Genomic DNA, 20,120 nt, shown 5'->3' with positions numbered 1-20,120 from the left:
GCGCCGCCCCCGGACCCCCTGCGGGATATTTTTGCATCATTGAAGGAGAAACCCCTCGTTTCAACGATGTCCAAATATCCCGGGGTGAGGCCGCAGGCCGAGGGGCAGAGCCCCTGAACGCTCAGAACGGGCAGGGCGCGGTGAATGTCATATGTGCGCCGCCATCGGGATGGCGGATGCGCAGGCTCTCGGCATGGAGCATCAGGCGCGGGAAATCGCGCCCCGGCCCCTCGGCGTAAAGCGGATCGCCGAGGATCGCATGGCCGAGCTCGCGCATATGCACGCGCAGCTGGTGGCTGCGGCCGGTCAGCGGGGTGAGGCGCACCCGCGTCGTGCCATCCGGGTCGTGGCGCAGCACTCGCCAATCGGTCTGGGCGGGTTTGCCGGTCTCGAAATTCACATGTTGTTTCGGGCGGTTCGGCCAATCGACGATGAGCGGCAGATCGACCCGCCCCTCCTTTGGCGCCAGATGCCCCCAGAGCCGCGCGAGGTAGTGTTTCTTCGTCTGGCGGTTCTCGAATTGCAGCCCGAGGTGGCGCTGCGCATGGGGCGTCAGCCCGAAGATCATCACCCCCGAGGTATCCATGTCGAGCCGGTGCACGAGCAAGATCTCGGGGAAGGCGCCGCGCAGCCGCTCGATCAGGCAATCGGCCTTGTCCTCGCCCTTGCCGGGCACCGACAGGAGCCCCGCGGGCTTGTCGACGACAAGGATCTCGTGATCGGCATGGATCACGCGGGGCTGCTCGGCCGTGGGGGTATAGACGAAATCGTTCATGGCGCGGAGATGGCCCGGGCGGGGCGCGAAATCAAGTCAGTCGATGACGAGCCGCGCCGCGAGCCCGCCAAAGAGCAGCGCCGCGAAGCGGTTGAGAAGCCGCATCCGCCGCGCGAGCCGGGCGCCGAGCCAGCCGGCCGTCGCGCCGTAGATCGCGGTGAGCACGGTGCCGGTGCAGACCACGATCGCGCCGAGGATCAGGATCTGCTGCCAGATCGGGCCGATCTTCGGGTCGGTGAACTGCGGCAGATAGGCCAGCATGAAGAGCATGACCTTGGGGTTCATCAGGTTGTTCAGAAGCCCGCGCCGGAAGGCCGCGCGCACGCTCAGCGCGCCGCCGACATGATCGGGCGAGACCGGCACCGCGCGCCAGGTCGACCAGGCGATCCACAAGAGATAGGCCGCGCCGAAATAGCGCACGATCAGCAGCGTCCCCGGATGTGCCGCGACCAGCGCGCCAAGGCCAAAGGCCGTCGCGCAGCTGTGAAACACCCCGCCGAGCCCCGCGCCGAACCCCGCCACCGCGCCGACCCTGGGCCCGCCCTGAAGCCCCGAGGCCACCGCGAAGAGCACATCGGACCCCGGCGTCAGGCTGAGCACCAGCGCGCCCGCGAGAAACGCCAAGAGCGTCGCCGTCGGAAAGGCCATCAACGTATCCCACATGTCCGCGCTCCTCGTTTTGCGCGACGCTATCTCACGGCGCGGCCGCCGTCACCTCGACTTCGACGAGAAATTCGGCCCGTGTGAAGCCCGACACGATCACCAGCGTCGAGACCGGCAGGCGGGCCACCCCGGCGAGCCATTCATCGCGCGCGGCCATATAGGGGGCGAAATGCGCGCGCTCGGTAACGAAGGCGTTGATCCGCAGCACATCGGCCGGGCCCATCCCCGCCTGCGCGAGAATCGCCGCGCAATTGGCAAAACAGAGCCGCGCCTGGGCGCCGATATCGGGCGGCGCGCGGTCATCGGCGCCGAGCCCGAGCTGGCCCGAGGTGGTCACGAATCGCCACCCCGGCGGCACCTCGACGCCATGGGCATAGCGGCCGAAGGGCGGGCGGATCTCGGGGGGGGTCAGCTCTCTCATCGCGGTCTCCTCTTCGGGCCGAGCCTGCCGGGGGCGGGGGCGACTCACCAGCATTCTTGACCAAAGGGCCAAAATATTTCGCCTGCGCCGAAATTTCCGGCGCGCTGCGGGAAAATCCGCCCAATGGCCGGGCGCGGCTGAAATCTTCGGGCGAATTTTCATTCTCGCCCCTGAGCGGCGCGCGGGCGCGGCCTAGTGTTGGGGGCGAACATCTCACATCCCCGGAGCCCCCATGACAAAATTCGCTCTCGCCCTTCTGATCGGCGCCACCGCGGCCGGCGCCGCCGCCGCCAACACGCCCGTGACCTTCGGCACGAACTGGCTCGCACAGGCCGAACATGGCGGGTTCTATCAGGCGGTGGCGGACGGCACCTATGCGGCCTGCGGGCTCGATGTCACGATCCAGCCGGGCGGGCCGCAGGTGAACAACCGCGCGCTGATGCTGGCGGGCAAGATCGATTTCAACATGGGCGGCAGCCTGCTCGAGCAATTCTCGGCGGTGCAGGAGGGGATCCCGGTGGTGGCCGTCGCGGCGAGTTTCCAGAAGGAGCCGCAGGTGATCCTGACCCATCCGGGCAAGGCCAAGAATTTCGAAGATTTGAAAAACTTGAAACTTTACCTCGGTGATGCGGGCTATGCTTCCTATTACCAGTGGATGATCAACGCCTTTGGTTTCACCCCCGAGCAGCGGCAGGTCTACACCTTCAACCCGGCGCCGTTCATCGCGGACCCGGAGAGCGGCATGCAGGGCTATCTCTCCTCCGAGCCCCTGATGGTCGAGAAGGAGGGCGGGTTCAAACCCGATGTCTGGCTGCTCGCCGATCAGGGCTATTCGAGCTATTCGACGCTGATCGAGACGATGGCCGACACGATCGCCACGAAGCCCGAGGTGGTGAGCTGTTTCGTCGATGGCTCGATCAAGGGCTGGTACAGCTATCTCTATGGCGACAACTCGGCCGCCAATGCGATGATCAAGAAAGACAACCCCGACATGACCGACGAGCAGATCGCCTTCGGCATCGAGCAGATGAAGGCCGCGGGGATCGTCGATTCGGGCGAGGCGCTCGAGACCGGGATCGGCACGATGACGGACGCCCATATCAAGGACTTCTTCGACAAGATGGTCGCGGCGGGCGTGGTGCCGGCCGATCTCGAGTATACCAAGGCCTACACGCTTGAGTTCGTGAACAAAGGCGTCGGGATGGATCTCAAGAAGTAAGGCCTTGGGCGGGCCTTCGGGCCCGCTTTCGCGAAGGGGAAGGGTGCACCGATGGTGGTGACGTGGCGCCGGCCGAAGCCTCTGGGCGAGCGGCCGAAGCTGATGGAGATCGCGGGCGTCGACAAGGTCTTCGGCGGCGATGTTCTGGCGCTTCAGGAGATGAACCTTGTCGTGAACGAGGGCGATTTCATCTCGCTGCTCGGGCCTTCGGGCTGCGGGAAATCGACCGCGCTGCGGCTGATTGCGGGGCTGATGCACCCGACGCGCGGGCAGATCGCCTGGGCGAGCGGCGAGGCGGAGATCGGCGTGGTGTTTCAGGAGCCGACGCTGATGCCCTGGGCCACGGTCGAGCAGAATGTCTATCTGCCGTTTCGCCTCAAGGGCCGCAGTTTCGCCGAAGTCGCGCAGGATATTCACCTCGCGCTGAAACTCGTCGGCCTCGAAGCTTTCGCGAAATCCTATCCGCGCGAGCTCTCCGGCGGGATGAAGATGCGGGTCTCGATCGCGCGGGCGATGGTGACGCGGCCGAAGCTGATCTTGATGGATGAGCCCTTCGCCGCGCTCGACGAGATCACCCGCCACAAGCTCAACAAGGATCTGCTCGAGCTGAAGGAGAAGATCGCCTCGACGGTGATCTTCGTCACCCATTCGGTGTTTGAATCGGTGTTTCTGAGCGACCGGATCGTGGTGATGGCGGCGCGGCCGGGGCGGGTGGCGCGCGAGCTCACCGTCGACGCCCCCTACCCCCGCGGCGAGGCGTTCCGCACCTCGGCCGAATATGCCGCGCTGTGCCGGACGGCCTCGGATGCGCTCCATGCCGCGATGGGAGAGACCGCATGAGCCTCGTCGAACCCCTGCGCGACGCCGATGAGATCGCCCGCGCCCGCGCGCGGCGGCGCGAGAAGATCGCGCGCTGGGCGCTGCCCGCGCTGACGGTGGCGCTGATGATCCTGCTGTGGGACCGGATCGTCGTCTGGAACGCGATCCCGCATTATATCCTGCCCGCGCCCGGGCTCGTGGCGGAGACCCTGGTGAAGGATTTCCCGATCCTCGGCCCGGCGCTTCTCGTCACGCTGCAAATCACCCTCGCCGCGCTCGCCGTGGCGGTGATCGGCGGGGTGGGGCTCGCGGTGCTCTTCTCGCTCTCGCGTTGGGCGGAGATGTGCTTTTACCCTTTCGCGGTGGTCTTGCAGGTCACCCCGGTCGTCTCGATCGCGCCCCTGATCTTCATCTATGTCGATAACCGCATCGTCGGGCTGCTGCTCTGCGCCTGGCTCGTGGCCTTCTTCCCGATCCTGTCGAACACCACCCTCGGGCTCAACTCGACCGACCACAACCTGCGCGATCTCTACAAGATCTACGGCGCGACGCGCTGGCAGCGGCTGCGCTATCTGCAACTGCCGACGGCGCTGCCCTATTTCCTCGGGGGCTTGCGGATCGCGGGCGGGCTGAGCCTGATCGGCGCGGTGGTGGCCGAATATGTCGCCGGCACCGGCGGCATCGGCTCGGGGCTCGCGTTTCGCATCCTCGAGGCGGGCTATCGGCTCAATATCCCGCGGATGTTTGCCGCGCTTGTGCTGATCGCGCTCACCGGCGTGGTGATCTTCGCGGTGCTCAGCCTCGTCACGCATCTGCTTCTTCACAAATGGCACGAAAGTGCCCTCAAACGGGAGATTTGATGGATTTCCGCGTTCTGCCCAGCGGCACGTATCGTCTGTTGAACCTGAAGACCCCGGCCTGCCTCCTCGATCAAGATGGCGATCTCGTGCGGCTCGATCTGAGCATCGCCGAGGGCCGGATCGTGGCCGAGACCGGCCCCTGCCCCGAGATCGACATGGGCGGCGCGATGGTGTTTCCGGCCTTTGTCGACATGCATACCCATCTCGACAAGGGCCATATCTGGCCGCGCGCGGCCAACCCCGATGGCACCTTCGGCGGGGCGCTCGCGAGCGTGGGCGCGGACCGGGTGGCGAATTGGTCGGCCGCCGATGTCGCCGCGCGGATGGAGTTTTCGTTGCGCTGCGCCTATGCGCATGGCACCCGCGCGATCCGCACCCATCTCGACAGCCTCGCGCCGCAAGACGAAATCTCCTTCCCGGTCTTTGCCGAGATGCGCGATCGCTGGGCGGGGCGGATCGAGCTGCAGGGCGCCTGCCTCGTGCCGATCGATCTGGTCGATGCGGGCGGGCCCTTTGCGCGCACCGCCGAGATCGTCGCGGCCTCGGGGGGCGTGCTTGGCTGCGTCACCTACCCGCAGCCCGATCTCAAACGCCGCCTGCGGGCGTTTTTCGACCATGCCGTGCGGCACGAGCTCGATACCGATTTCCATGTTGACGAGACCGGCGACCCGAGCGTGGCGACGCTGCGCGCGATTGCCGAGGTGGTGCTCGAGACGGGCTTTACCGGGCGCGTGACGGTCGGCCATTGCTGCTCGCTCGCGGTGCAGGAGGAGGCCGAGGCCGAGAAGACCCTCGATCTGGTGGCGCGCGCCGGGCTCGATGTCGTCAGCCTGCCGATGTGCAACATGTATCTGCAAGACCGCGTGGCGGGCCGCACGCCGCGCTGGCGGGGGGTGACGCTCGTGCATGAGATGGCCGCGCGCGGGATCAATGTGAGCTTTGCCTCCGACAACACGCGCGACCCGTTCTATGCCTATGGCGATCTCGACATGCTCGAGGTGATGCGCGAGGCCACGCGGATCGCGCATCTCGATCATGCCGGCGCCGCCTGGCCGCGGGCCTTTGTCTCGAACCCCGCGGCGGCCTGCGGGGTGGCGCCGCCCTCGCTCGCCCCCGGCGCGCCCGCCGATCTCGTGATCACCCGCGCGCGCAGCTGGAGCGAGCTTTTCGCCCGCCCGCAAGCCGACCGGATCGTTCTGCGCGCCGGCCGCCAGATCGACCGAACCCTGCCCGATTATGCCGAACTCGATGGATTGATGTCATGAACCTCGCCGCCGCCAAAGCCGCCCTCGCCCATCTCGACCTCGATGAAAACCCCGCCTCGGTGAAATCGAAAAGCCGCGATTTCTTCTGGTATTCGCCGGTTCTGAAGGCCCGGCTCGATCATGTCGTGGCCGATTTCGTGGTCTCGCCGCGCTCGGAGGCCGAGGTGATCGAGGTGCTGCGCACCTGTTACGCCCATGACGTGCCGGTCACCGTGCGCGGCGCGGGCACCGGCAATTACGGTCAGGCGATGCCGCTCGCGGGCGGCTGCGTGATGCATCTCAAACATCTCGACAAGATCCGCGAGATCGCGCCCGGGCGCGTGGTGGCCGAGCCCGGGATCGTGATCCGCGAGCTCGATGCGCAGACCCGCGCGGCCTCGGGGCAGGAACTGCGGATGATGCCCTCGACGGCGGCGACCGCGACGCTCGGCGGGTTCATCGCGGGGGGCTCGGGGGGCGTCGGCTCGGTGCGCTGGGGCGCGCTGCGCGATCTGGGCAATATCATCCGGCTGCGGGTGGTGACGATGGAGGCCGAGCCGCAGATCCACGAGTTCACCGGCGAGGAGCTGCACCGCGTCAGCCATGCCTATGGCACGAATGGCATCATCACCGAGATCGAGATGCCGCTCGCGCCCGCCTATGACTGGGTGTCGGGCTTCGTCACCCTGCCCGATTTCGAGATGGCCGCCGCCTTTGGCGCGGCGCTGGCCGCCGAGGACGGGATCCTCCTCAAGCTCGTCACCGTCTGCGAGGCGCCGATCGCCGAGGCCTATTTCCAGCGCTTCAAGGGCCATGTCACGCCTGAGGACACCACCGCCATCGTGATGGTCGCGCCCCATGCGATGCCCGCCTTCGAGACCTTCCTCGCGCGCTGGCCCGCGGCGAAGCTGATCTTCCGCTCGGACGCTCCCGACTGGGCGCGCGACCCGGGGCCCGCTTATGAATACGGCTGGAACCACACCACGCTGCGCGCGCTCAAGGTCGAGCCGCGGATCACCTATCTTCAGGTGCGCTATCACGGCCCCGATTACCTCGAGACGATCGCCCGCGTGCGCGCGCATTTCGGCTCGGAGCTGATGCAGCATCTCGAAGTGATGCGGGAAAACGGCCAGATAATCTATGCGGGGCTGACGCTCGTGCGTTTCACCACCGAGGAGCGGCTCGAGGACATCGTGCGGATCCATGAGGATATGGGCGCGATGATCTTCAACCCGCATCGCTACACGCTCGAGGAAGGCGGGCGCCAATCCGCCGATGCACGCCAGCTCGCTTTCAAGCGCGAGGCCGATCCGAAGGGCCTGCTGAACCCCGGCAAAATGATCGCCTGGGATGTGCCCGACTGGTCCTATGAGACGATCTATGCCTATGCGGGGATGAGGGCCGCGCAATGACCTGCCCGCGGCGCCCAGCCCGACCGACAGATTTTGCGTATTTTTGCCAAGAAGAAACTGCGGGCTTCTTCTTGGTCCAAATACGCAGCGACCTCCCCCACGCGCGCAGGAGGCAGGCATGACGCGCGCGCTTGTTCTCTTTGCCCATCCCTGCCCCGAGAGCTTCTCGGCGAGCCTGCACCGCACCGTGGTCGAGCGCCTGACTGCGCGGGGTTGGGAGGTCGATGATTGCGACCTCAACGCCGAGGGGTTCAGCCCGGTCCTGACCGAGGCTGAGCGGCGCGATTATCATGATCTTTCGGCCAATACCGGCCCGGTCGCGCCCTATGTCGAGCGGGTTCGCGCGGCGCAAGCGCTGGTGCTGGTCTTCCCGGTCTGGAATTTCGGCTATCCGGCTATTTTGAAAGGGTTTTTCGACCGTGTGTTCCTGCCCGGCGTGTCGTTTCGGATGGAGAACGGCCTCGTGAAACCGGCGCTGACGCAGATCCGCAAGCTCGCCGCGGTGACGACCTATGGCGGCTCGCGCTGGCGGACTTTCGGGGCGGGCGATCCGCCGCGCAAGGTGGTCAGCCGGGCGCTGCGCTACGCGACCCAGGCGGAAACGCTGCGCTATCTCGCGCTTTACGACATGAACCGCGCGAGCGATGCGAAGCGCGCCGCGTTCCTTGCCCGCGTGGGCGCCGAGATGGAGCGGCTCTGATGCGTGCGCTTGTCGTTTACTGCCATCCGCAGGAAGGCTCGTTCAACGCCTCGATCCGCGATCTGGTACTCGAAAAGCTCCGCCGCGCGGGGGCCGAGGTGCGGCTTCTCGACCTTTACGCGCGCGGCTTCTCGCCGGTGCTGAGCCCGCCCGAATGGCAGGGCTATCTCGATTGCCCCGGCAATATCGCGCCGGTCGATGAGGATGTCGCGGCGATCCGTTGGTGCGATACGCTGATCTTCGTTTACCCGACCTGGTGGTATGGGTTGCCGGCGATGCTCAAGGGCTGGCTCGACCGGGTGCTGTTGCCCGATGTCGCCTTCCTGATGCCCGATGCGATGAACGCCACGATCCGCCCGGGGCTGCGCCATATCACCCGGCTTGGGGTCTTCACCACCGGCGGCGCGTCGCGGCTTTTGACCTTCTTCATCGGCGCGCCGGGCAAGCGCACGCTGATGCGCGGGGTCGGGCTGCTCTGTGCGCGGCGCAAGCGCACCGCCTTCGCGATGCATTACCTGATGGACAGCTCGACCCCAACCACCCGCGCGCGCCACCTCAAGCGCGTCGCCCGCCAGATGGACCGTCTGATCGGCCAGACCCCGAAGGAGACCCGGCCATGAGCCGCACCGATTGGGCGCAGTTTCGCGCGCCGGAATTTCAGACGATCGACCCGATGCGCACGATCGCGATCCTGCCGGTGGCGGCGATCGAGCAGCATGGCCCGCATCTGCCGGTGGGGACCGATACGCTGATCATGGAGGGGATGCTGGCCGAGCTGCGCCGGCAGGGGACGGGCGAGGATCTCGATCTGCGGATCTTGCCGGTGCAGGCGGTGGGCAAGTCGAACGAGCATCTGTGGGCCGCGGGCACCGTGACGCTCAGCGCGGAGACGGCGCTGCGGGTCTGGACCGAGATCGGGCTCTCGGTCGCGCGGGCGGGGATTCGCAAGATCGTGCTGGTCAACAGCCATGGTGGCAATGTCGATCTCGTCTCGATCCTCGCGCGTGAGCTGCGGGTGCGGGCGGGGATGCTCGCGGTGAAATGCCAGTGGACGGCCTTTGGCCAGCCCGAGGGGCTCTATGGGCCGCGCGAGCGCGCCTTCGGGATCCATGGCGGCGATATGGAGACCTCTTTGATGCTCGCCTTCGCGCCCGAAACGGTCGATATGGCGGCCGCGCGCGATTTCCCTTCGAGCGCCGAGGGGGCGGAGATTTCTCCCATTGGGCCAATATCTTACGGCTGGATCGCCTCGGATCTGAACCCGGCAGGAACGGTCGGCGATGCGGCGGCGGCGAGTGCCGAAAAGGGCCGCGCGACGGCGGCGCATCAGGTCGCGGGCTTTGTCGATCTGTTGCACAAAGTGGCCGCGCATTCGCTCGAGGGCTTCGCGCCGGTCACCGCGGGATAGCGAAAATTGCTTATATCCGGATACGGAATGGTAAGTATTGGCGGCTAGTCTGACGGCAGGGAAACCGAAGTCGGAGCCTCAAGATGAACCTGTATGCCGAAGCTCGGAGTGGTGCACTCGTCGTTCGTGTCGACGAGGAGCGGCTCGACGCAGCGATTGCGATCCGCTTCAAGGATCAGATGCGCGAAGTTGCGTCGCAGCCTTCGCCGCGCATCATTCTCGACATGAGTCGGGTCGAATTTCTCGACAGCTCCGGCCTTGGGGCGGTGGTCGCGGTGATGAAAGCCCTCGCGCCCAACCGCAAGCTCGAGCTCGCCGGGCTGACGCCGAATGTGGAAAAGGTGTTCCGCCTGACCCGGATGGATTCGGTCTTCCGCATTCACAGCAGCGCAGGCGAGGCCGCATCGGAGGGGATCCGGAATGCTGGCTAACCGCAGCGCGACCTCCAAACCGCGTCCGGGGCGCGATGCCGAGCGACCCGAAGCGCAGATTTTCCACCACAGCTTTCCGGCCGAGCCGCTCGCTGTGCGCAGTGCGCTGCGCGCAGCCCTTGCGCGTTTCTACCGCCAGCTTTCCCTCGATGAATCGGGCACGCTGGAGCTCGTTCTGGCCGAAGTTCTGAACAATATCGTCGAACATGGCTATGGCGAGAGCGGCGAGGGGACGATCACCCTTTCGATCGTGCGCGACCGGCGCGGGCTGAGTTGTTCGGTCAGCGATGACGGCGTCGAGTTGCCCGGCGATTGCCTCGTGCCGCATGCCGATGGCGAGGCCCAGCGCCCGCGCCCCGAACATCTGCCCGAGGGCGGTTTCGGCTGGTTCCTGATCCGCGATCTGGTCGAAGATCTCGGCTATCACCGCGCAAATGGCCGCAACCTGCTGGCGTTCCGCCTGCCGCTGCGCCCGCCGAAGGAGTGAGGACGCTCAGTTGAGCTGGAATTGAAGCGGATAGCGCCCGTCTTCGAAATCCCCGAAGAGATCGCCGAGGTCCGGGTGGTCGACAGGTTCGCCCGAATAATCCGCCACCAGATTTTGCTCGGAGACATAGGCCACATAGTAGCTGTTATCGTTCTCGGCGAGCAGATGGTAGAAGGGCTGATTCTTGGCCGGGCGGCTGTCCTCGGGAATGGCGTCATACCACTCCTGCGTGTTGGAAAACATCGCATCGACATCAAACACCACGCCGCGAAACGGGTGTTTGCGGTGACGGACAATCTGACCGATGTGATATTTCGCGTGCGTCGTATGCATCTCGGCCCCCATGGGCTTTAAGTAATCCCTAACCTATCCCCTGTCCATAATTCAGCCATAATTGGCGCGGAAACAATCTGTGGACCTGAGGCCAACAACCTCGGCCAAACGGATTGTGATTTCCTCCGGCCGCAAAAACGCGTAAAATAGCGGAAAATAGCCAAACGGCCAGAGCAGTCATGAAAAACATCCTGAAGCTGAGCCTCGTGCTGCTGATCGCAGCATGTGGGGGTGGGTCTTCGAAAGCCCCCCGAAATCTTGATAACGCATGCCTTCTGGCGCGCGAGAAGCCGGCCTATTACTCCGCCATGCGCAAGACCGAGGCGCGCTGGGGTGTGCCCGTCCATGTGCAGATGGCGACGATCCATCAGGAATCGCGTTTCATCGGCACGGCGAAAACGCCGCACAAATGGGCGCTCGGCGTGATCCCGATCGGGCGGCAGAGCTCGGCCTATGGCTATAGCCAGGCGCTCGACGCGACCTGGGATGAATACCGCAAGGACACCCGCCGCTTTGGCGCCAAGCGCACCCGGATCCAGGACGCGACCGATTTCATGGGCTGGTACATGGCCGGCTCGAGCGAGCGGCTCGGGATCTCGAAATGGGACGCGCGCAGCCAATATCTCGCCTATCACGAGGGGCGCTCGGGCTTTGCCAAGGGCAGCTACCAGTCGAAAGCCTGGCTCGTCGCGGTCGCCGACAAGGTCGACGCGCGCGCGCAGATGTACCGCAGCCAGCTGAACGGCTGCGGCAAGTGATCACTTCCGCTTGTTGGTCTCGTTCACGATGCTGAACAGGCTCGGCGCGATCGTGACGCCCTTTTTCATCTCGCCAAGGATTACAGTGGTCTGACCGCCGCTGTCATCGGTGATCACCCATTGCCGCAGCTCGGTCGGCTTGGCGGTGAACACGAGCTTGATCGTGCCGTAATCGGGGTGCTCAGGGTCTTGCGCGGTGACGCTCGTGGTCTTGTCGTCGGCGGTATGGCCCACCACCATCTTCGCCCGCGCGAGATCGACCGTCTCCGCGAGAATCAGGTTCAGCGGCGTTTTCGAGAGCGGATATTGCTCCGGCCCCATGTTCGATTTCGGGTCGAAGATCGCGACCTGCCCGCCCGAGGCCATCACCAGCGTCTTGTCCTTGTCATATTCGAACCGCACCCGGCCGGGCCGTTGCAGATACATCTTGCCGGTCGAGACCGAGCCATCGGCGTTCACCTGGGTGAAGCTCGCCTCGGCGGTCTTGAGGCCGTTGAGATAGGAGGAGAGCTCGCCCAGCGGGATCTTCTCGGCCAGAGCCGGAACCGCGAGGGCAAGCGTGAAGACGGGCGCGAGGGCGAAACGAAGCAGGGTCATGGCCGTGACTGTAACGCGCCCGCGCAAAAGAGAAAGCCCCGCCGGATCACATCCCGCGGGGCCTGTCTCACGTTTTTGCCAGATCACTGTTCGGGCACGAGGATCTCGCGCTTGCCGACATGGTTGGCCGGGCTCACGACGCCCTGATCCTCCATCTGCTCGACGAGCCGCGCGGCCTTGTTATAGCCGATGCCGAGCTTGCGCTGGATATAGGAGGTCGAGCATTTGCGATCCTTGATGACGATCGCGACGGCGGTGTCGTAAAGCGCGTTCTCGACATCGTCGCTGCCCGAGCTGAGGCCGAGCACCTGGTCGATATCGCTCGCGACCTCGTCATCGGGCCCCTCGACCACGCCCGACATATATTCCGGCGGGCCGAAGCTCTTGAGATGGGTGACGATTTCCTCGACCTCTTCGTCCGAGACGAAGGGCCCGTGGATCCGGGTGATGCGCGAGCCCGCGCCCATGTAGAGCATGTCGCCCATGCCGAGGAGCTGCTCGGCGCCCTGCTCGCCCAGGATCGTGCGGCTGTCGATCTTCGAAGTCACCTGGAAGGAGATCCGGGTGGGGAAGTTCGCCTTGATCGTGCCGGTGATGACATCGACCGAGGGGCGCTGCGTGGCCATGATCAGGTGGATGCCCGACGCCCGCGCCATCTGTGCAAGCCGTTGAATACAGGCCTCGATTTCCTTGCCCGCGACCATCATCAGATCGGCCATCTCGTCGACGATGACGACGATATAGGGGAAGGGTTGGGGCTGGAATTCATCGGTCTCGAAGATCGGCTCGCCGGTTTCCTCGTCAAAGCCCGTCTGCACGGTGCGCTTGAACATCTCGCCGCGCTCCATCGCCTCGCGGACGCGGCCGTTGTAGCCCTCGATGTTGCGCACGCCCATCTTCGACATCTTGCGGTAGCGCTCCTCCATCTCGCCCACCACCCATTTCAGCGCGACGACGGCCTTTTTCGGGTCGGTCACGACGGGGGAGAGCAGATGCGGGATACCGTCATAGACGCTGAGTTCGAGCATCTTCGGGTCGATCATGATCAGCCGGCATTCCTCGGGCGAGAGCTTGTAGAGGAGCGACAGGATCATCGTGTTGATCGCCACCGATTTGCCCGAGCCGGTGGTCCCGGCGATCAGGAGGTGGGGCATCTTGGCGAGGTTCGCGATCACCGCTTCGCCGCCGATATCCTTGCCGAGCGCGAGCGGCAGGCGCATGTTGCTGTCGCCGAAATCGCGCGCCGACAGGATCTCGCGCAGCACCACCTTCTCGCGATGCGCGTTGGGCAGTTCGATCCCGATCACCGAGCGCCCCGGCACCGTCGAGACCCGCGCCGAGAGCGCCGACATCGAGCGCGCGATATCGTCGGCAAGGCCGATCACGCGGCTGGCCTTCAGCCCCGGCGCCGGTTCGAGCTCATACATGGTCACGACCGGCCCCGGGCGCACCGAGACGATCTCGCCCTTCACGCCGTAATCGTCGAGCACGTTCTCGAGCATCCGCGCGTTTTCCTCGAGCGCCTCGTCGGAGAGCGCGTGGCGCTGGATCGAGACCGGGTTGGTCAGCAGGCTGAGCGGCGGCGCCTCATAGGCGGGGTGCGCGGGCGCCTCGAAGCGCAGCTTCGGCTGGGCCTCGGCGATCGCCTGTTTCGAGGGCGCGGCGACCTTGCGGGCGGGCGCGACCACGCGGCGCTCGGGCGTCGGCGCGGCCGGGATCACCTGACGGTTCAGCTCGCCGCGCGTCGCGACGAGCGGCGCCGCGGCCGGCATCGGCGGGATCTCGTCGTCGAGATCGGCAAAGGCGTTCTCGTCGAAGGCGCTGTCTTCCATCGACCAGTCATCGGCGATCTCGAAGGGCGGATCGTCCTGCACGAGATGCGCGGGGACGTAATCATAGGCCTCCGGTTCATAGGCCGCGGGCGCGGGCTCGAACTCGGGCAGGAAGGCGCTCGGCGCATGGGGCACCGGTGCGGGGGCCGCCATCATCGGCGTCGGGGCCGGCTTCGCCGCGGGCGCGGCCATGCCGGGCATGAAGCGGGGCTTGGCTTGCAGCGGCGGCTCGGCGCGTTTGACGGGCGCGGGCGCGGGCGCAGGCTTGGCGCCCCGCGCCAGACGGCTCGCCACCGCCGCGAGAACCGAGGCCGGCGCGAGCGGCGCGGGCGCAGGTTGCGGCGCGGGTTGCGGGGCGGGCGCCATGATCCGCGGCTCGGCCACCAGAGGCGCCTCATAGACCGGCGCGGGCGGGGTCGCGCGGGTCTTCACCGCCTCGGCGATGCGCGCGCTGATCCGGTCGGGCGTGGGCGCGGCGGGCGCGTCATAGCGCCAATGTTGCTCGGGCTCGACGAGCTCGGGCTCGAGATCTTCGAGCGGCAGATACATCTCGGGCTCGGGCGCGCGGCGCACCCGCGAGAGCATCGAGGGCCGCGCGGCGGGCGCGGGTTGCGGCGCCATGCCGGGCTCGTCGGTCCAGGCTTGCTGCGCCTCCCAGGCGGCATAATCGGCGGCGCGCTCGGCCGCCTCGAGGCGGCGCTGACGCGCGCGGTCTGCCGCCTCGCGCGCGGCGCGCACCGAGGCCGAGGCGCCCTTGCCCGCGAGCGTGAGCAACGTCGCATAGACCGCGACCGAGCCGAGGATCAAAAAGCGCAAGATCGCCTGCCATTCGGCGCGGTCAAAGCCCAGCACGAAGGAGCTCATCGCCAGCGCCGCCACCGCCAGCACGACGGAGAGCAGTTTCAGCCCGATCGAGCCCGAGACCGGCGTGACGCCGAGCAGCGAGCCCGCGATCATGTCGCCGAAATGGCCGCCAAGGCCGAAGGCCTGCCCCCATTCCGCCCCCGGCACCAGAAGCGCCGCATAGACCGAGGCCACCGCCACCGCGATCGGCAGGAAAATCGCCCGGCCCGAGGCGCGCTCCTCGCCGCGATGGGTGATGAACCGCACGCCCCAGGCGAGCAGGCCGAGCGGCAAGAGCCACGCGCCATAGCCCACGATCACCATCAAAGGCGAAGCGATCCCCGCCCCGATCCGGCCCAGCCAGTTCTGCGCAGGCGCATCCGAGGCCGCCATCCAGCTCGGATCTTCGGGCGAATAGCTCGCCAGCATCATCGCCGCGATCACCCCCAGAGCGACCAGACCGCCGCCCAGAAGCTCCTTGCCGCGACGCTCCAGAATGGCCTGCGTATTCTGGTCCAGAAGCGGATCGCGCTGCCTTACCTGATAAGATGCCATGTGCCCGTCCTCACGCATAGAGGCAGTCACGGAGCCGCTGGAGCCCGCGCTGCGTTTCTTCTTTTGGGGCGACGAGAGCCACCCGAATATAACCCTTGCCGGGGTTTTCCCCCGCCACCTCGCGCGAGAGATAGGCGCCGGGCAGAACCCGCACCCCGGTCTCGCGCCAGAGTTTCAGCGCCGCCGCCTCGCCATCCTCGACCGGAAGCCACAGGAAGAACCCGGCATCGGGGAGCTGGAAGCTGTTGACACCGCTGAAGATTTCCTCGGCGATCGCATATTTCTCGGCATAGAGCGCGCGGTTCTCGATGACATGCGCCTCGTCCGCCCAGGCCACCTCCGACACCCGCTGCACCGGCAGAGGCAGCGGCGCCCCGGCATAGGCGCGCAGCTGGCGGATGCGGCGGATCGACTCGGGCCCGCCCGCGCAAAAGCCCGAGCGCAGCCCCGGCAGGTTCGAGCGTTTCGAGAGCGAATGGAAGATCACCACGCGCTCGGGGTCGGCGCCGATCCTGGCCGCCACTTCGAGCGCGCCGGGCGGCGGCTCGGTGCGCCACAGCTCCGAATAGCATTCATCGGCGAAAATCTGGAAATCATGTTTCTCGGCGAGCCCGATCAGCGTCTCGAGATAGGCCCGCGAGGCGACCGCGCCCTGCGGGTTCGCGGGCGAGCACAGATAGGCGATCGCGGTGCGGTCGAGCACCTCGGCGGGCAGGCTCGCGTAATCGGGCAGAAAGCCGGTCTCGGCACTGGCGGGCACGAAAACGGGCTCGGCGCCCACCGTCGCGGCGGCCACGGCATAGACCTGATAGAACGGGTTGGGGATCAGAACGACCGGACGGCGGCCGCGTTTTTCCTCGGGGCAGAGCGCCACGGCGGCGTTGTAAAGCCCCTCGCGGGTGCCGTTGAGCGCCATGATCCGCCCGGGCGCGAGATCGACGCCAAAGCGCCGGTCGATCCAGCCCGCGATCGCCGCGAGCAGCTCGGGCGTGCCCTCATTGACCGGATATTTCCCAAATTCTGCAATATGTTGCGCCAGAACCGGCGCAACGAAGCCGGGCAGCGCATGGCGCGGCTCGCCAATCGTCATGGCGATTTGTTCGCCGCCGGGGGCGTGCTCGTCAAGAAGCGCCCGCAGCCGCGGAAACGCATATTCGGGCAGGTTCGAGAACCGCTCGGGAAACGCCATCTGTGCCTCAATCTCGGGGTCATTTCGCCCCGTTTCCCCGGAGGTTACAGGCTCGGCCGCGGCGCGTCCAGAAAAAGCGCCGCCGCCCGCGCGCAACCTGCGGAAGATTGTGGCATTTCAGCCAAGTGCGGCCTCGGCGGCCTGGCCGAGCCGCAATAGCGCCGCCTCGCCGCCCGGGCGGCCCATCAGGCTGATGCCGCACATCGGCTCGCCGGTGGGCAGGGTCAGCACGCACAGCCCGAAGATATTGCCGATCCGGGTGTTGCGCAGCGCGAGCAGGTTTTCGGAGGCGAAATAGGCCGGGTCGGTGAGCAGCCGGCGCGCATCGGGCGGCAGGATCGGCGAGGTCGGCACGAGCACCGCATCATAGCCCGCCGTGGCCTCGGCCCAGGCCGCGCGATAGCCCGCAAGCGCCTCCCAGGCGGCGACATAATCGGCCGCCAGGATCCCCGCGCCGCCGCGGAACCGCTCGAGGATCACCGGATACATCTTCTCTGGCGCGGCCTCGATCACCTCTTTCCAGATCCCGTAAGCCTCTGGCGCGAAAAGGATCCCCGAGAGATCCATCGCCGGCCGAACCATCGGCAACGCGCGCCGCTCGATGCGCGCGCCGCCGCGCCCGAGCCGTTCGACCGCCGCCTCGAAGCCGCGCGCGGGCGCCTCGCGGGTGCCCTCGAAGGGCAGCCCCTCGAGCACCAGAAGCCGCGCCCCCGCGAGGCGCGCGCCACGCAGATCGGGCGCCGGGCGCCCCTCGAGCACCGCCAGAACCTCGGCGCAATCCTCGACGGTGCGCGCGAGCGGCCCGACCGTATCGAAGCGGTTGCACAGCGGCACGACGCCCTGGGTCGAGACCCGGCCATGGGTGGTTTTCAGCCCGACGAGCTCGTTCCAGGCCGAGGGGATGCGCACCGAGCCGCCGGTATCGGAGCCCACCGCGGCCGCCGCGAGGCCGCGTTTCACCGAGACCGCCGCGCCCGAGCTCGACCCGCCCGGCGCGAGATGCGGCACGATCGCATTGGGCGGCGTCGCGGTCATCGGGTTCACGCCGAGGCCGGAGAACGCGAGCTCGGTCATATGGGTCTTGCCAAGGCAGACCGTGCCCGCAAGCGTCGCCTGCGCGAGAACGGCGGCGTCCTCCTCGGGGATCCGCCCCTCGAGAAGCTGCGAGCCCGCCTCGGTCGCCACGCCCGCGCTGTCGAACAGATCCTTCCAGCTCAGCGCCACCCCGTCGAGAAGCCCGCGCCGCACGCCCGCGCGCGCCCGCGCCCGCGCCGCCATCGCCTCGGCGCGCGCGCGTTTCGGCGTCAGCCGCGCATAGACATCGGGCGCGCCCGCCGCGGCCTCGAGATAGGCCTCGGCCATGTCCACCGGGCAGAGCTTGCCCGCCGCAATCGCCCGCCCCTGTTCCGCCGCGCTCTTGAACCGATCCATCCGCACCTCCTTGGCCTCGGCCGAGGCTAGCGACAGAGGCGCGCATGGACAATCCCGCCGATCGCGCCATAGTAACGCCCATGAAACACGATTCCGATATTCTCATCGCCGGGGGTGGCCTCAATGGCCCGGCGCTCGCGCTCGCGCTGGCTGGCGCGGGGCTTTCCGTGACCGTGGTCGATGCGGCGCCCGCGCGCGCCCGCGCCGCCGATGAATTCGACGGGCGCGCCTATGCGCTCGCGCTCGCCTCGCAAAAGCTCCTCGCGGCGATCGGGGTCTGGCCTGCGGTCGCGCAGTCGGCGCAGCCGATGATGGAGGTGAAAGCCGCCGATGGCCGCCCGGGCGAGGGCGCGGCGCCGTTCTTTCTGCATTTCGACGCGCGCGAGCTCGATCAGGCGCCGGTGGGCTACATGCTCGAGGACCGCTTCCTCTACCGCGCCTTTCTCGACGCGATGGAGGCGAGCCCGGCGATCACGCTGATCCATGAGACCGCGATCACCGCGCAAGACGTCGTCCCCGGCGGCATCCGAGCGACGCTTTCGGACGGGCGGATGCTCGGCGCAAGGCTCCTCGTCGGCGCCGATGGCCGCCGCTCGGGCGTGGCCGAACGCGCAGGCATCGGGCGCGAGGGCTGGGGCTATGGCCAGACCGCGCTCGTCGCCGCGCTCGACCATGAGCGCCCGCATAACGGCATCGCGCATCAGTTCTTCATGACGAGCGGGCCGCTCGCGATCTTGCCGCTGCCGGGCAACCGCAGCTCGATCGTCTGGTCGGAGACCGACGCCAACGCCAAGCGCATCGCGGCGCTCCCGGATGCCGATTTTCTCGCGATCCTGCGGCCGCGCTTTGGCGATTTCCTGGGCGAAATCCGGCTCGCGGGGCCGCGGTTCAGCTACCCGCTCAACCTCACGCTCGCGCGGGCCTATGCGGCGCCGCGGGTGGCGCTGATCGGCGATGCGGCGCATGGCGTGCACCCGATCGCGGGTCAGGGGCTGAACCTCGGGCTGCGCGATGTGGCCGCGCTGGCGGAGATTCTGGTCGAGGCGATGCGGCGGGGCGAGGATCTCGGCGCGCTCGACGTGCTGGAGCGCTATCAGGGCTGGCGGCGGTTCGATTCGACGGCGCTCGCGCTCGGGATGGATAGCGTCAACAAGCTGTTTTCAAACGATAATCCGATCCTGCGGGCGGGGCGCGATCTCGGCATGGGCGTCGTCAACGCGATCCCGGGCCTGCGGCAGGGGTTCATGCGCCAAGCCGCCGGGCTCTCGGGCCCGCTGCCGCGGCTGATGCAGGGCCGCGCGCTTTAATCGAGCGCGCGCGCCTCGTCGACGAGCATGATCGGGATACCGCCGCGGATCGGGAAGGCCAGATGCGCGGCGCGCGAGACGAGCTCCTGACGCTCGGCGTCATAGCTGAGCGGCCCTTGGGTCACCGGGCAGACCAGCGCCTCGAGCATGCGCCGGTCGAAGAGCGGTTTCGCCTCGGTCATTGCATCCCCTCCTCGCCGCAACCGCGCAGCGCGAATTCCATCAGCGCCGCCAACGTCTCGCGCCGGCCGGTCAGATCGGGCGCCTCGAGCAGCGCCTGTTTATCCTCGGGTTCGAGCGGCAACAGCATCGCGAGCGAGTTGATCAGCAGCTCCTCCTCGGCATCCTTCATCGCCTCCCAATCGGTATCGAGCCCGCGCGCCCCGAAATAGCGGCACAAAAGCCCCATGAACGGGTCGCGATCAAAGCCCGGGTCATGTTCGGCGGGGCCGATATCGCGGGCGAAATCCGCCCAGCTCACGCGGGCGCGGCGATAGGGGGTGAAGCCCTCGATCTCCTCGATCACGCGGTAGCGCGAGATCCCCGAGAGGGTGATCATGTAGCGCCCGTCCTCGGTCTCGGAAAAGCCGGTCAGCCGCCCCACGCAGCCGATCGCGCTCAGTTTCTCCGCCCCGCCCGGGCAGCGGCGCGGCTGGATCATACCGATCAGTCGCGCGCGGGTCTTCAGACAATCCTCGATCATCTGCAGATAGCGCGGCTCGAAGATATGGAGCGGCAAGCGCCCCCGAGGCAGCAAAAGCGCCCCGGAAAGCGGGAAGATCGGGATCACATCGGGAAGGTCGCCGGGGTTCATCATGGCAGACCACTTAGGGCGC

22 protein-coding genes are annotated in these 20,120 nt (G+C 67.1%); 12 read left to right on the top strand and 10 right to left on the bottom strand.

The features are described from left to right. Positions 1 to 121: 121 nt before the first annotated feature. Genes LPB142_RS02195 through LPB142_RS02185 form a run of 3 tightly spaced genes read right to left on the bottom strand, consistent with a single transcriptional unit; the run spans position 122 to position 1,859 of the window. On the bottom strand, positions 122 to 775 hold the full coding sequence (locus LPB142_RS02195) for a pseudouridine synthase (protein ID WP_071165377.1): 654 nt from the start codon (positions 773 to 775) through the stop codon (positions 122 to 124). A gap of 36 nt (positions 776 to 811) precedes the next feature. Beyond that, the gene (locus LPB142_RS02190; protein WP_082872928.1) at positions 812 to 1,438 is read right to left on the bottom strand and encodes a LysE family translocator; all 627 of its coding nucleotides are present in this window, start codon (positions 1,436 to 1,438) and stop codon (positions 812 to 814) included. Positions 1,439 to 1,469: 31 nt separating this feature from the next. Next, positions 1,470 to 1,859, bottom strand: coding sequence for a RidA family protein (locus LPB142_RS02185; protein ID WP_071167088.1), 390 nt, complete (start codon positions 1,857 to 1,859; stop codon positions 1,470 to 1,472). 232 nt (positions 1,860 to 2,091) lie between these two features. Here LPB142_RS02185 and LPB142_RS02180 point away from each other — a divergent pair, with 232 nt between their 5' ends. The 10 genes from LPB142_RS02180 (at position 2,092) to LPB142_RS02135 (ending at position 10,439) form a co-directional block, all read left to right on the top strand. Further along, a complete protein-coding gene (locus LPB142_RS02180; protein WP_071165376.1) occupies positions 2,092 to 3,078 on the top strand; it encodes an ABC transporter substrate-binding protein in 987 nt (328 codons plus the stop codon). 51 nt (positions 3,079 to 3,129) lie between these two features. After that, positions 3,130 to 3,918 (top strand): ABC transporter ATP-binding protein, encoded by a 789-nt coding sequence (locus LPB142_RS02175; RefSeq protein ID WP_071165375.1) that lies wholly within the window; start codon positions 3,130 to 3,132, stop codon positions 3,916 to 3,918. After that, positions 3,915 to 4,757, top strand: a complete 843-nt coding sequence (locus tag LPB142_RS02170) for an ABC transporter permease (protein WP_071165374.1) — start codon at positions 3,915 to 3,917, stop codon at positions 4,755 to 4,757. The genes LPB142_RS02175 and LPB142_RS02170 overlap by 4 nt, the downstream gene beginning before the upstream one ends. Then, on the top strand, positions 4,757 to 6,022 hold the full coding sequence (locus LPB142_RS02165) for a cytosine deaminase (RefSeq protein ID WP_071165373.1): 1,266 nt from the start codon (positions 4,757 to 4,759) through the stop codon (positions 6,020 to 6,022). Before LPB142_RS02170 ends, LPB142_RS02165 begins: the two co-directional genes overlap by 1 nt. Further along, positions 6,019 to 7,413: an FAD-binding oxidoreductase gene (locus LPB142_RS02160; RefSeq protein WP_071165372.1), complete on the top strand. Its 1,395-nt coding sequence runs from the start codon at positions 6,019 to 6,021 to the stop codon at positions 7,411 to 7,413. The genes LPB142_RS02165 and LPB142_RS02160 overlap by 4 nt, the downstream gene beginning before the upstream one ends. A 118-nt stretch (positions 7,414 to 7,531) precedes the next feature. Further along, positions 7,532 to 8,113: an NAD(P)H-dependent oxidoreductase gene (locus tag LPB142_RS02155; RefSeq protein ID WP_071165371.1), complete on the top strand. Its 582-nt coding sequence runs from the start codon at positions 7,532 to 7,534 to the stop codon at positions 8,111 to 8,113. Beyond that, positions 8,113 to 8,733 carry an NAD(P)H-dependent oxidoreductase gene (locus LPB142_RS02150; RefSeq protein ID WP_071165370.1) on the top strand — a complete coding sequence of 207 codons (621 nt, stop codon included), beginning with the start codon at positions 8,113 to 8,115 and terminating at the stop codon, positions 8,731 to 8,733. The genes LPB142_RS02155 and LPB142_RS02150 overlap by 1 nt, the downstream gene beginning before the upstream one ends. Beyond that, positions 8,730 to 9,521 carry a creatininase family protein gene (locus LPB142_RS02145; protein WP_068766263.1) on the top strand — a complete coding sequence of 264 codons (792 nt, stop codon included), beginning with the start codon at positions 8,730 to 8,732 and terminating at the stop codon, positions 9,519 to 9,521. The genes LPB142_RS02150 and LPB142_RS02145 overlap by 4 nt, the downstream gene beginning before the upstream one ends. A gap of 83 nt (positions 9,522 to 9,604) precedes the next feature. Then, positions 9,605 to 9,952 carry an STAS domain-containing protein gene (locus tag LPB142_RS02140; protein ID WP_068766264.1) on the top strand — a complete coding sequence of 116 codons (348 nt, stop codon included), beginning with the start codon at positions 9,605 to 9,607 and terminating at the stop codon, positions 9,950 to 9,952. Next, a complete protein-coding gene (locus LPB142_RS02135) occupies positions 9,942 to 10,439 on the top strand; it encodes an ATP-binding protein (RefSeq protein WP_082872929.1) in 498 nt (165 codons plus the stop codon). The genes LPB142_RS02140 and LPB142_RS02135 overlap by 11 nt, the downstream gene beginning before the upstream one ends. Positions 10,440 to 10,445: 6 nt before the next feature. Here the strand turns inward: LPB142_RS02135 and hspQ are convergent, their stop codons facing one another. After that, on the bottom strand, positions 10,446 to 10,772 hold the full coding sequence (hspQ, locus tag LPB142_RS02130) for a heat shock protein HspQ (RefSeq protein ID WP_068766519.1): 327 nt from the start codon (positions 10,770 to 10,772) through the stop codon (positions 10,446 to 10,448). A 179-nt stretch (positions 10,773 to 10,951) separates the two neighbouring features. Between hspQ and LPB142_RS02125 the strand changes: the two genes are divergently transcribed. Beyond that, on the top strand, positions 10,952 to 11,530 hold the full coding sequence (locus LPB142_RS02125) for a transglycosylase SLT domain-containing protein (RefSeq protein ID WP_071165369.1): 579 nt from the start codon (positions 10,952 to 10,954) through the stop codon (positions 11,528 to 11,530). Here the strand turns inward: LPB142_RS02125 and LPB142_RS02120 are convergent, their stop codons facing one another. From LPB142_RS02120 to LPB142_RS02105, 4 genes are all read right to left on the bottom strand, one after another. Beyond that, entirely contained in the window at positions 11,531 to 12,127 is a 597-nt protein-coding gene (locus LPB142_RS02120) for a LolA family protein (protein WP_068766266.1), read from the bottom strand. It abuts the gene before it with no gap. 83 nt (positions 12,128 to 12,210) lie between these two features. Next, entirely contained in the window at positions 12,211 to 15,357 is a 3,147-nt protein-coding gene (locus LPB142_RS02115) for a DNA translocase FtsK (protein ID WP_071165368.1), read from the bottom strand. A gap of 10 nt (positions 15,358 to 15,367) precedes the next feature. Continuing rightward, positions 15,368 to 16,546, bottom strand: a complete 1,179-nt coding sequence (locus tag LPB142_RS02110; protein WP_071165367.1) for an aminotransferase class I/II-fold pyridoxal phosphate-dependent enzyme — start codon at positions 16,544 to 16,546, stop codon at positions 15,368 to 15,370. A gap of 117 nt (positions 16,547 to 16,663) precedes the next feature. After that, positions 16,664 to 17,977: an amidase gene (locus LPB142_RS02105; RefSeq protein WP_071165366.1), complete on the bottom strand. Its 1,314-nt coding sequence runs from the start codon at positions 17,975 to 17,977 to the stop codon at positions 16,664 to 16,666. A gap of 80 nt (positions 17,978 to 18,057) precedes the next feature. On the opposite strand from LPB142_RS02105, the gene LPB142_RS02100 reads away from it, so the two are divergent. Continuing rightward, positions 18,058 to 19,284 (top strand): FAD-dependent monooxygenase, encoded by a 1,227-nt coding sequence (locus tag LPB142_RS02100; RefSeq protein WP_071165365.1) that lies wholly within the window; start codon positions 18,058 to 18,060, stop codon positions 19,282 to 19,284. Here LPB142_RS02100 and LPB142_RS02095 read toward each other — a convergent pair. Together LPB142_RS02095 and LPB142_RS02090 are read right to left on the bottom strand one after the other, a co-directional pair. Next, complete coding sequence (locus tag LPB142_RS02095; protein WP_068766271.1) at positions 19,281 to 19,466, bottom strand: Trm112 family protein; 186 nt, start codon at positions 19,464 to 19,466, stop codon at positions 19,281 to 19,283. The two genes, LPB142_RS02100 and LPB142_RS02095, sit on opposite strands and share 4 nt — an antisense overlap. Further along, positions 19,463 to 20,101 (bottom strand): LON peptidase substrate-binding domain-containing protein, encoded by a 639-nt coding sequence (locus tag LPB142_RS02090; protein WP_071165364.1) that lies wholly within the window; start codon positions 20,099 to 20,101, stop codon positions 19,463 to 19,465. Before LPB142_RS02090 ends, LPB142_RS02095 begins: the two co-directional genes overlap by 4 nt. Between the last annotated feature and the right edge of the window lie 19 nt (positions 20,102 to 20,120).

The sequence above is a fragment of the Rhodobacter xanthinilyticus genome (assembly GCF_001856665.1).
Classification (GTDB): Bacteria; Pseudomonadota; Alphaproteobacteria; order Rhodobacterales; family Rhodobacteraceae; genus Rhodobacter; species Rhodobacter xanthinilyticus.
This window is presented reverse-complemented; position numbering and strand designations above follow the sequence as displayed.

Bases quoted from the DNA above. Each gene is read 5' to 3' on its own strand.
- LPB142_RS02100 (WP_071165365.1), top strand. From the start codon at position 18,058: ATGAAACACGATTCCGATATTCTCATCGCCGGGGGTGGCCTCAATGGC.
- LPB142_RS02125 (WP_071165369.1), top strand. From the start codon at position 10,952: ATGAAAAACATCCTGAAGCTGAGCCTCGTGCTGCTGATCGCAGCATGT.
- LPB142_RS02115 (WP_071165368.1), bottom strand. From the start codon at position 15,357: ATGGCATCTTATCAGGTAAGGCAGCGCGATCCGCTTCTGGACCAGAAT.
- hspQ (WP_068766519.1), bottom strand. From the start codon at position 10,772: ATGCATACGACGCACGCGAAATATCACATCGGTCAGATTGTCCGTCAC.
- LPB142_RS02170 (WP_071165374.1), top strand. From the start codon at position 3,915: ATGAGCCTCGTCGAACCCCTGCGCGACGCCGATGAGATCGCCCGCGCC.
- LPB142_RS02165 (WP_071165373.1), top strand. From the start codon at position 4,757: ATGGATTTCCGCGTTCTGCCCAGCGGCACGTATCGTCTGTTGAACCTG.
- LPB142_RS02105 (WP_071165366.1), bottom strand. From the start codon at position 17,977: ATGGATCGGTTCAAGAGCGCGGCGGAACAGGGGCGGGCGATTGCGGCG.
- LPB142_RS02110 (WP_071165367.1), bottom strand. From the start codon at position 16,546: ATGGCGTTTCCCGAGCGGTTCTCGAACCTGCCCGAATATGCGTTTCCG.
- LPB142_RS02150 (WP_071165370.1), top strand. From the start codon at position 8,113: ATGCGTGCGCTTGTCGTTTACTGCCATCCGCAGGAAGGCTCGTTCAAC.
- LPB142_RS02190 (WP_082872928.1), bottom strand. From the start codon at position 1,438: ATGTGGGATACGTTGATGGCCTTTCCGACGGCGACGCTCTTGGCGTTT.
- LPB142_RS02160 (WP_071165372.1), top strand. From the start codon at position 6,019: ATGAACCTCGCCGCCGCCAAAGCCGCCCTCGCCCATCTCGACCTCGAT.
- LPB142_RS02090 (WP_071165364.1), bottom strand. From the start codon at position 20,101: ATGATGAACCCCGGCGACCTTCCCGATGTGATCCCGATCTTCCCGCTT.
- LPB142_RS02135 (WP_082872929.1), top strand. From the start codon at position 9,942: ATGCTGGCTAACCGCAGCGCGACCTCCAAACCGCGTCCGGGGCGCGAT.
- LPB142_RS02140 (WP_068766264.1), top strand. From the start codon at position 9,605: ATGAACCTGTATGCCGAAGCTCGGAGTGGTGCACTCGTCGTTCGTGTC.
- LPB142_RS02155 (WP_071165371.1), top strand. From the start codon at position 7,532: ATGACGCGCGCGCTTGTTCTCTTTGCCCATCCCTGCCCCGAGAGCTTC.
- LPB142_RS02145 (WP_068766263.1), top strand. From the start codon at position 8,730: ATGAGCCGCACCGATTGGGCGCAGTTTCGCGCGCCGGAATTTCAGACG.
- LPB142_RS02175 (WP_071165375.1), top strand. From the start codon at position 3,130: ATGGTGGTGACGTGGCGCCGGCCGAAGCCTCTGGGCGAGCGGCCGAAG.
- LPB142_RS02185 (WP_071167088.1), bottom strand. From the start codon at position 1,859: ATGAGAGAGCTGACCCCCCCCGAGATCCGCCCGCCCTTCGGCCGCTAT.
- LPB142_RS02120 (WP_068766266.1), bottom strand. From the start codon at position 12,127: ATGACCCTGCTTCGTTTCGCCCTCGCGCCCGTCTTCACGCTTGCCCTC.
- LPB142_RS02180 (WP_071165376.1), top strand. From the start codon at position 2,092: ATGACAAAATTCGCTCTCGCCCTTCTGATCGGCGCCACCGCGGCCGGC.
- LPB142_RS02095 (WP_068766271.1), bottom strand. From the start codon at position 19,466: ATGACCGAGGCGAAACCGCTCTTCGACCGGCGCATGCTCGAGGCGCTG.
- LPB142_RS02195 (WP_071165377.1), bottom strand. From the start codon at position 775: ATGAACGATTTCGTCTATACCCCCACGGCCGAGCAGCCCCGCGTGATC.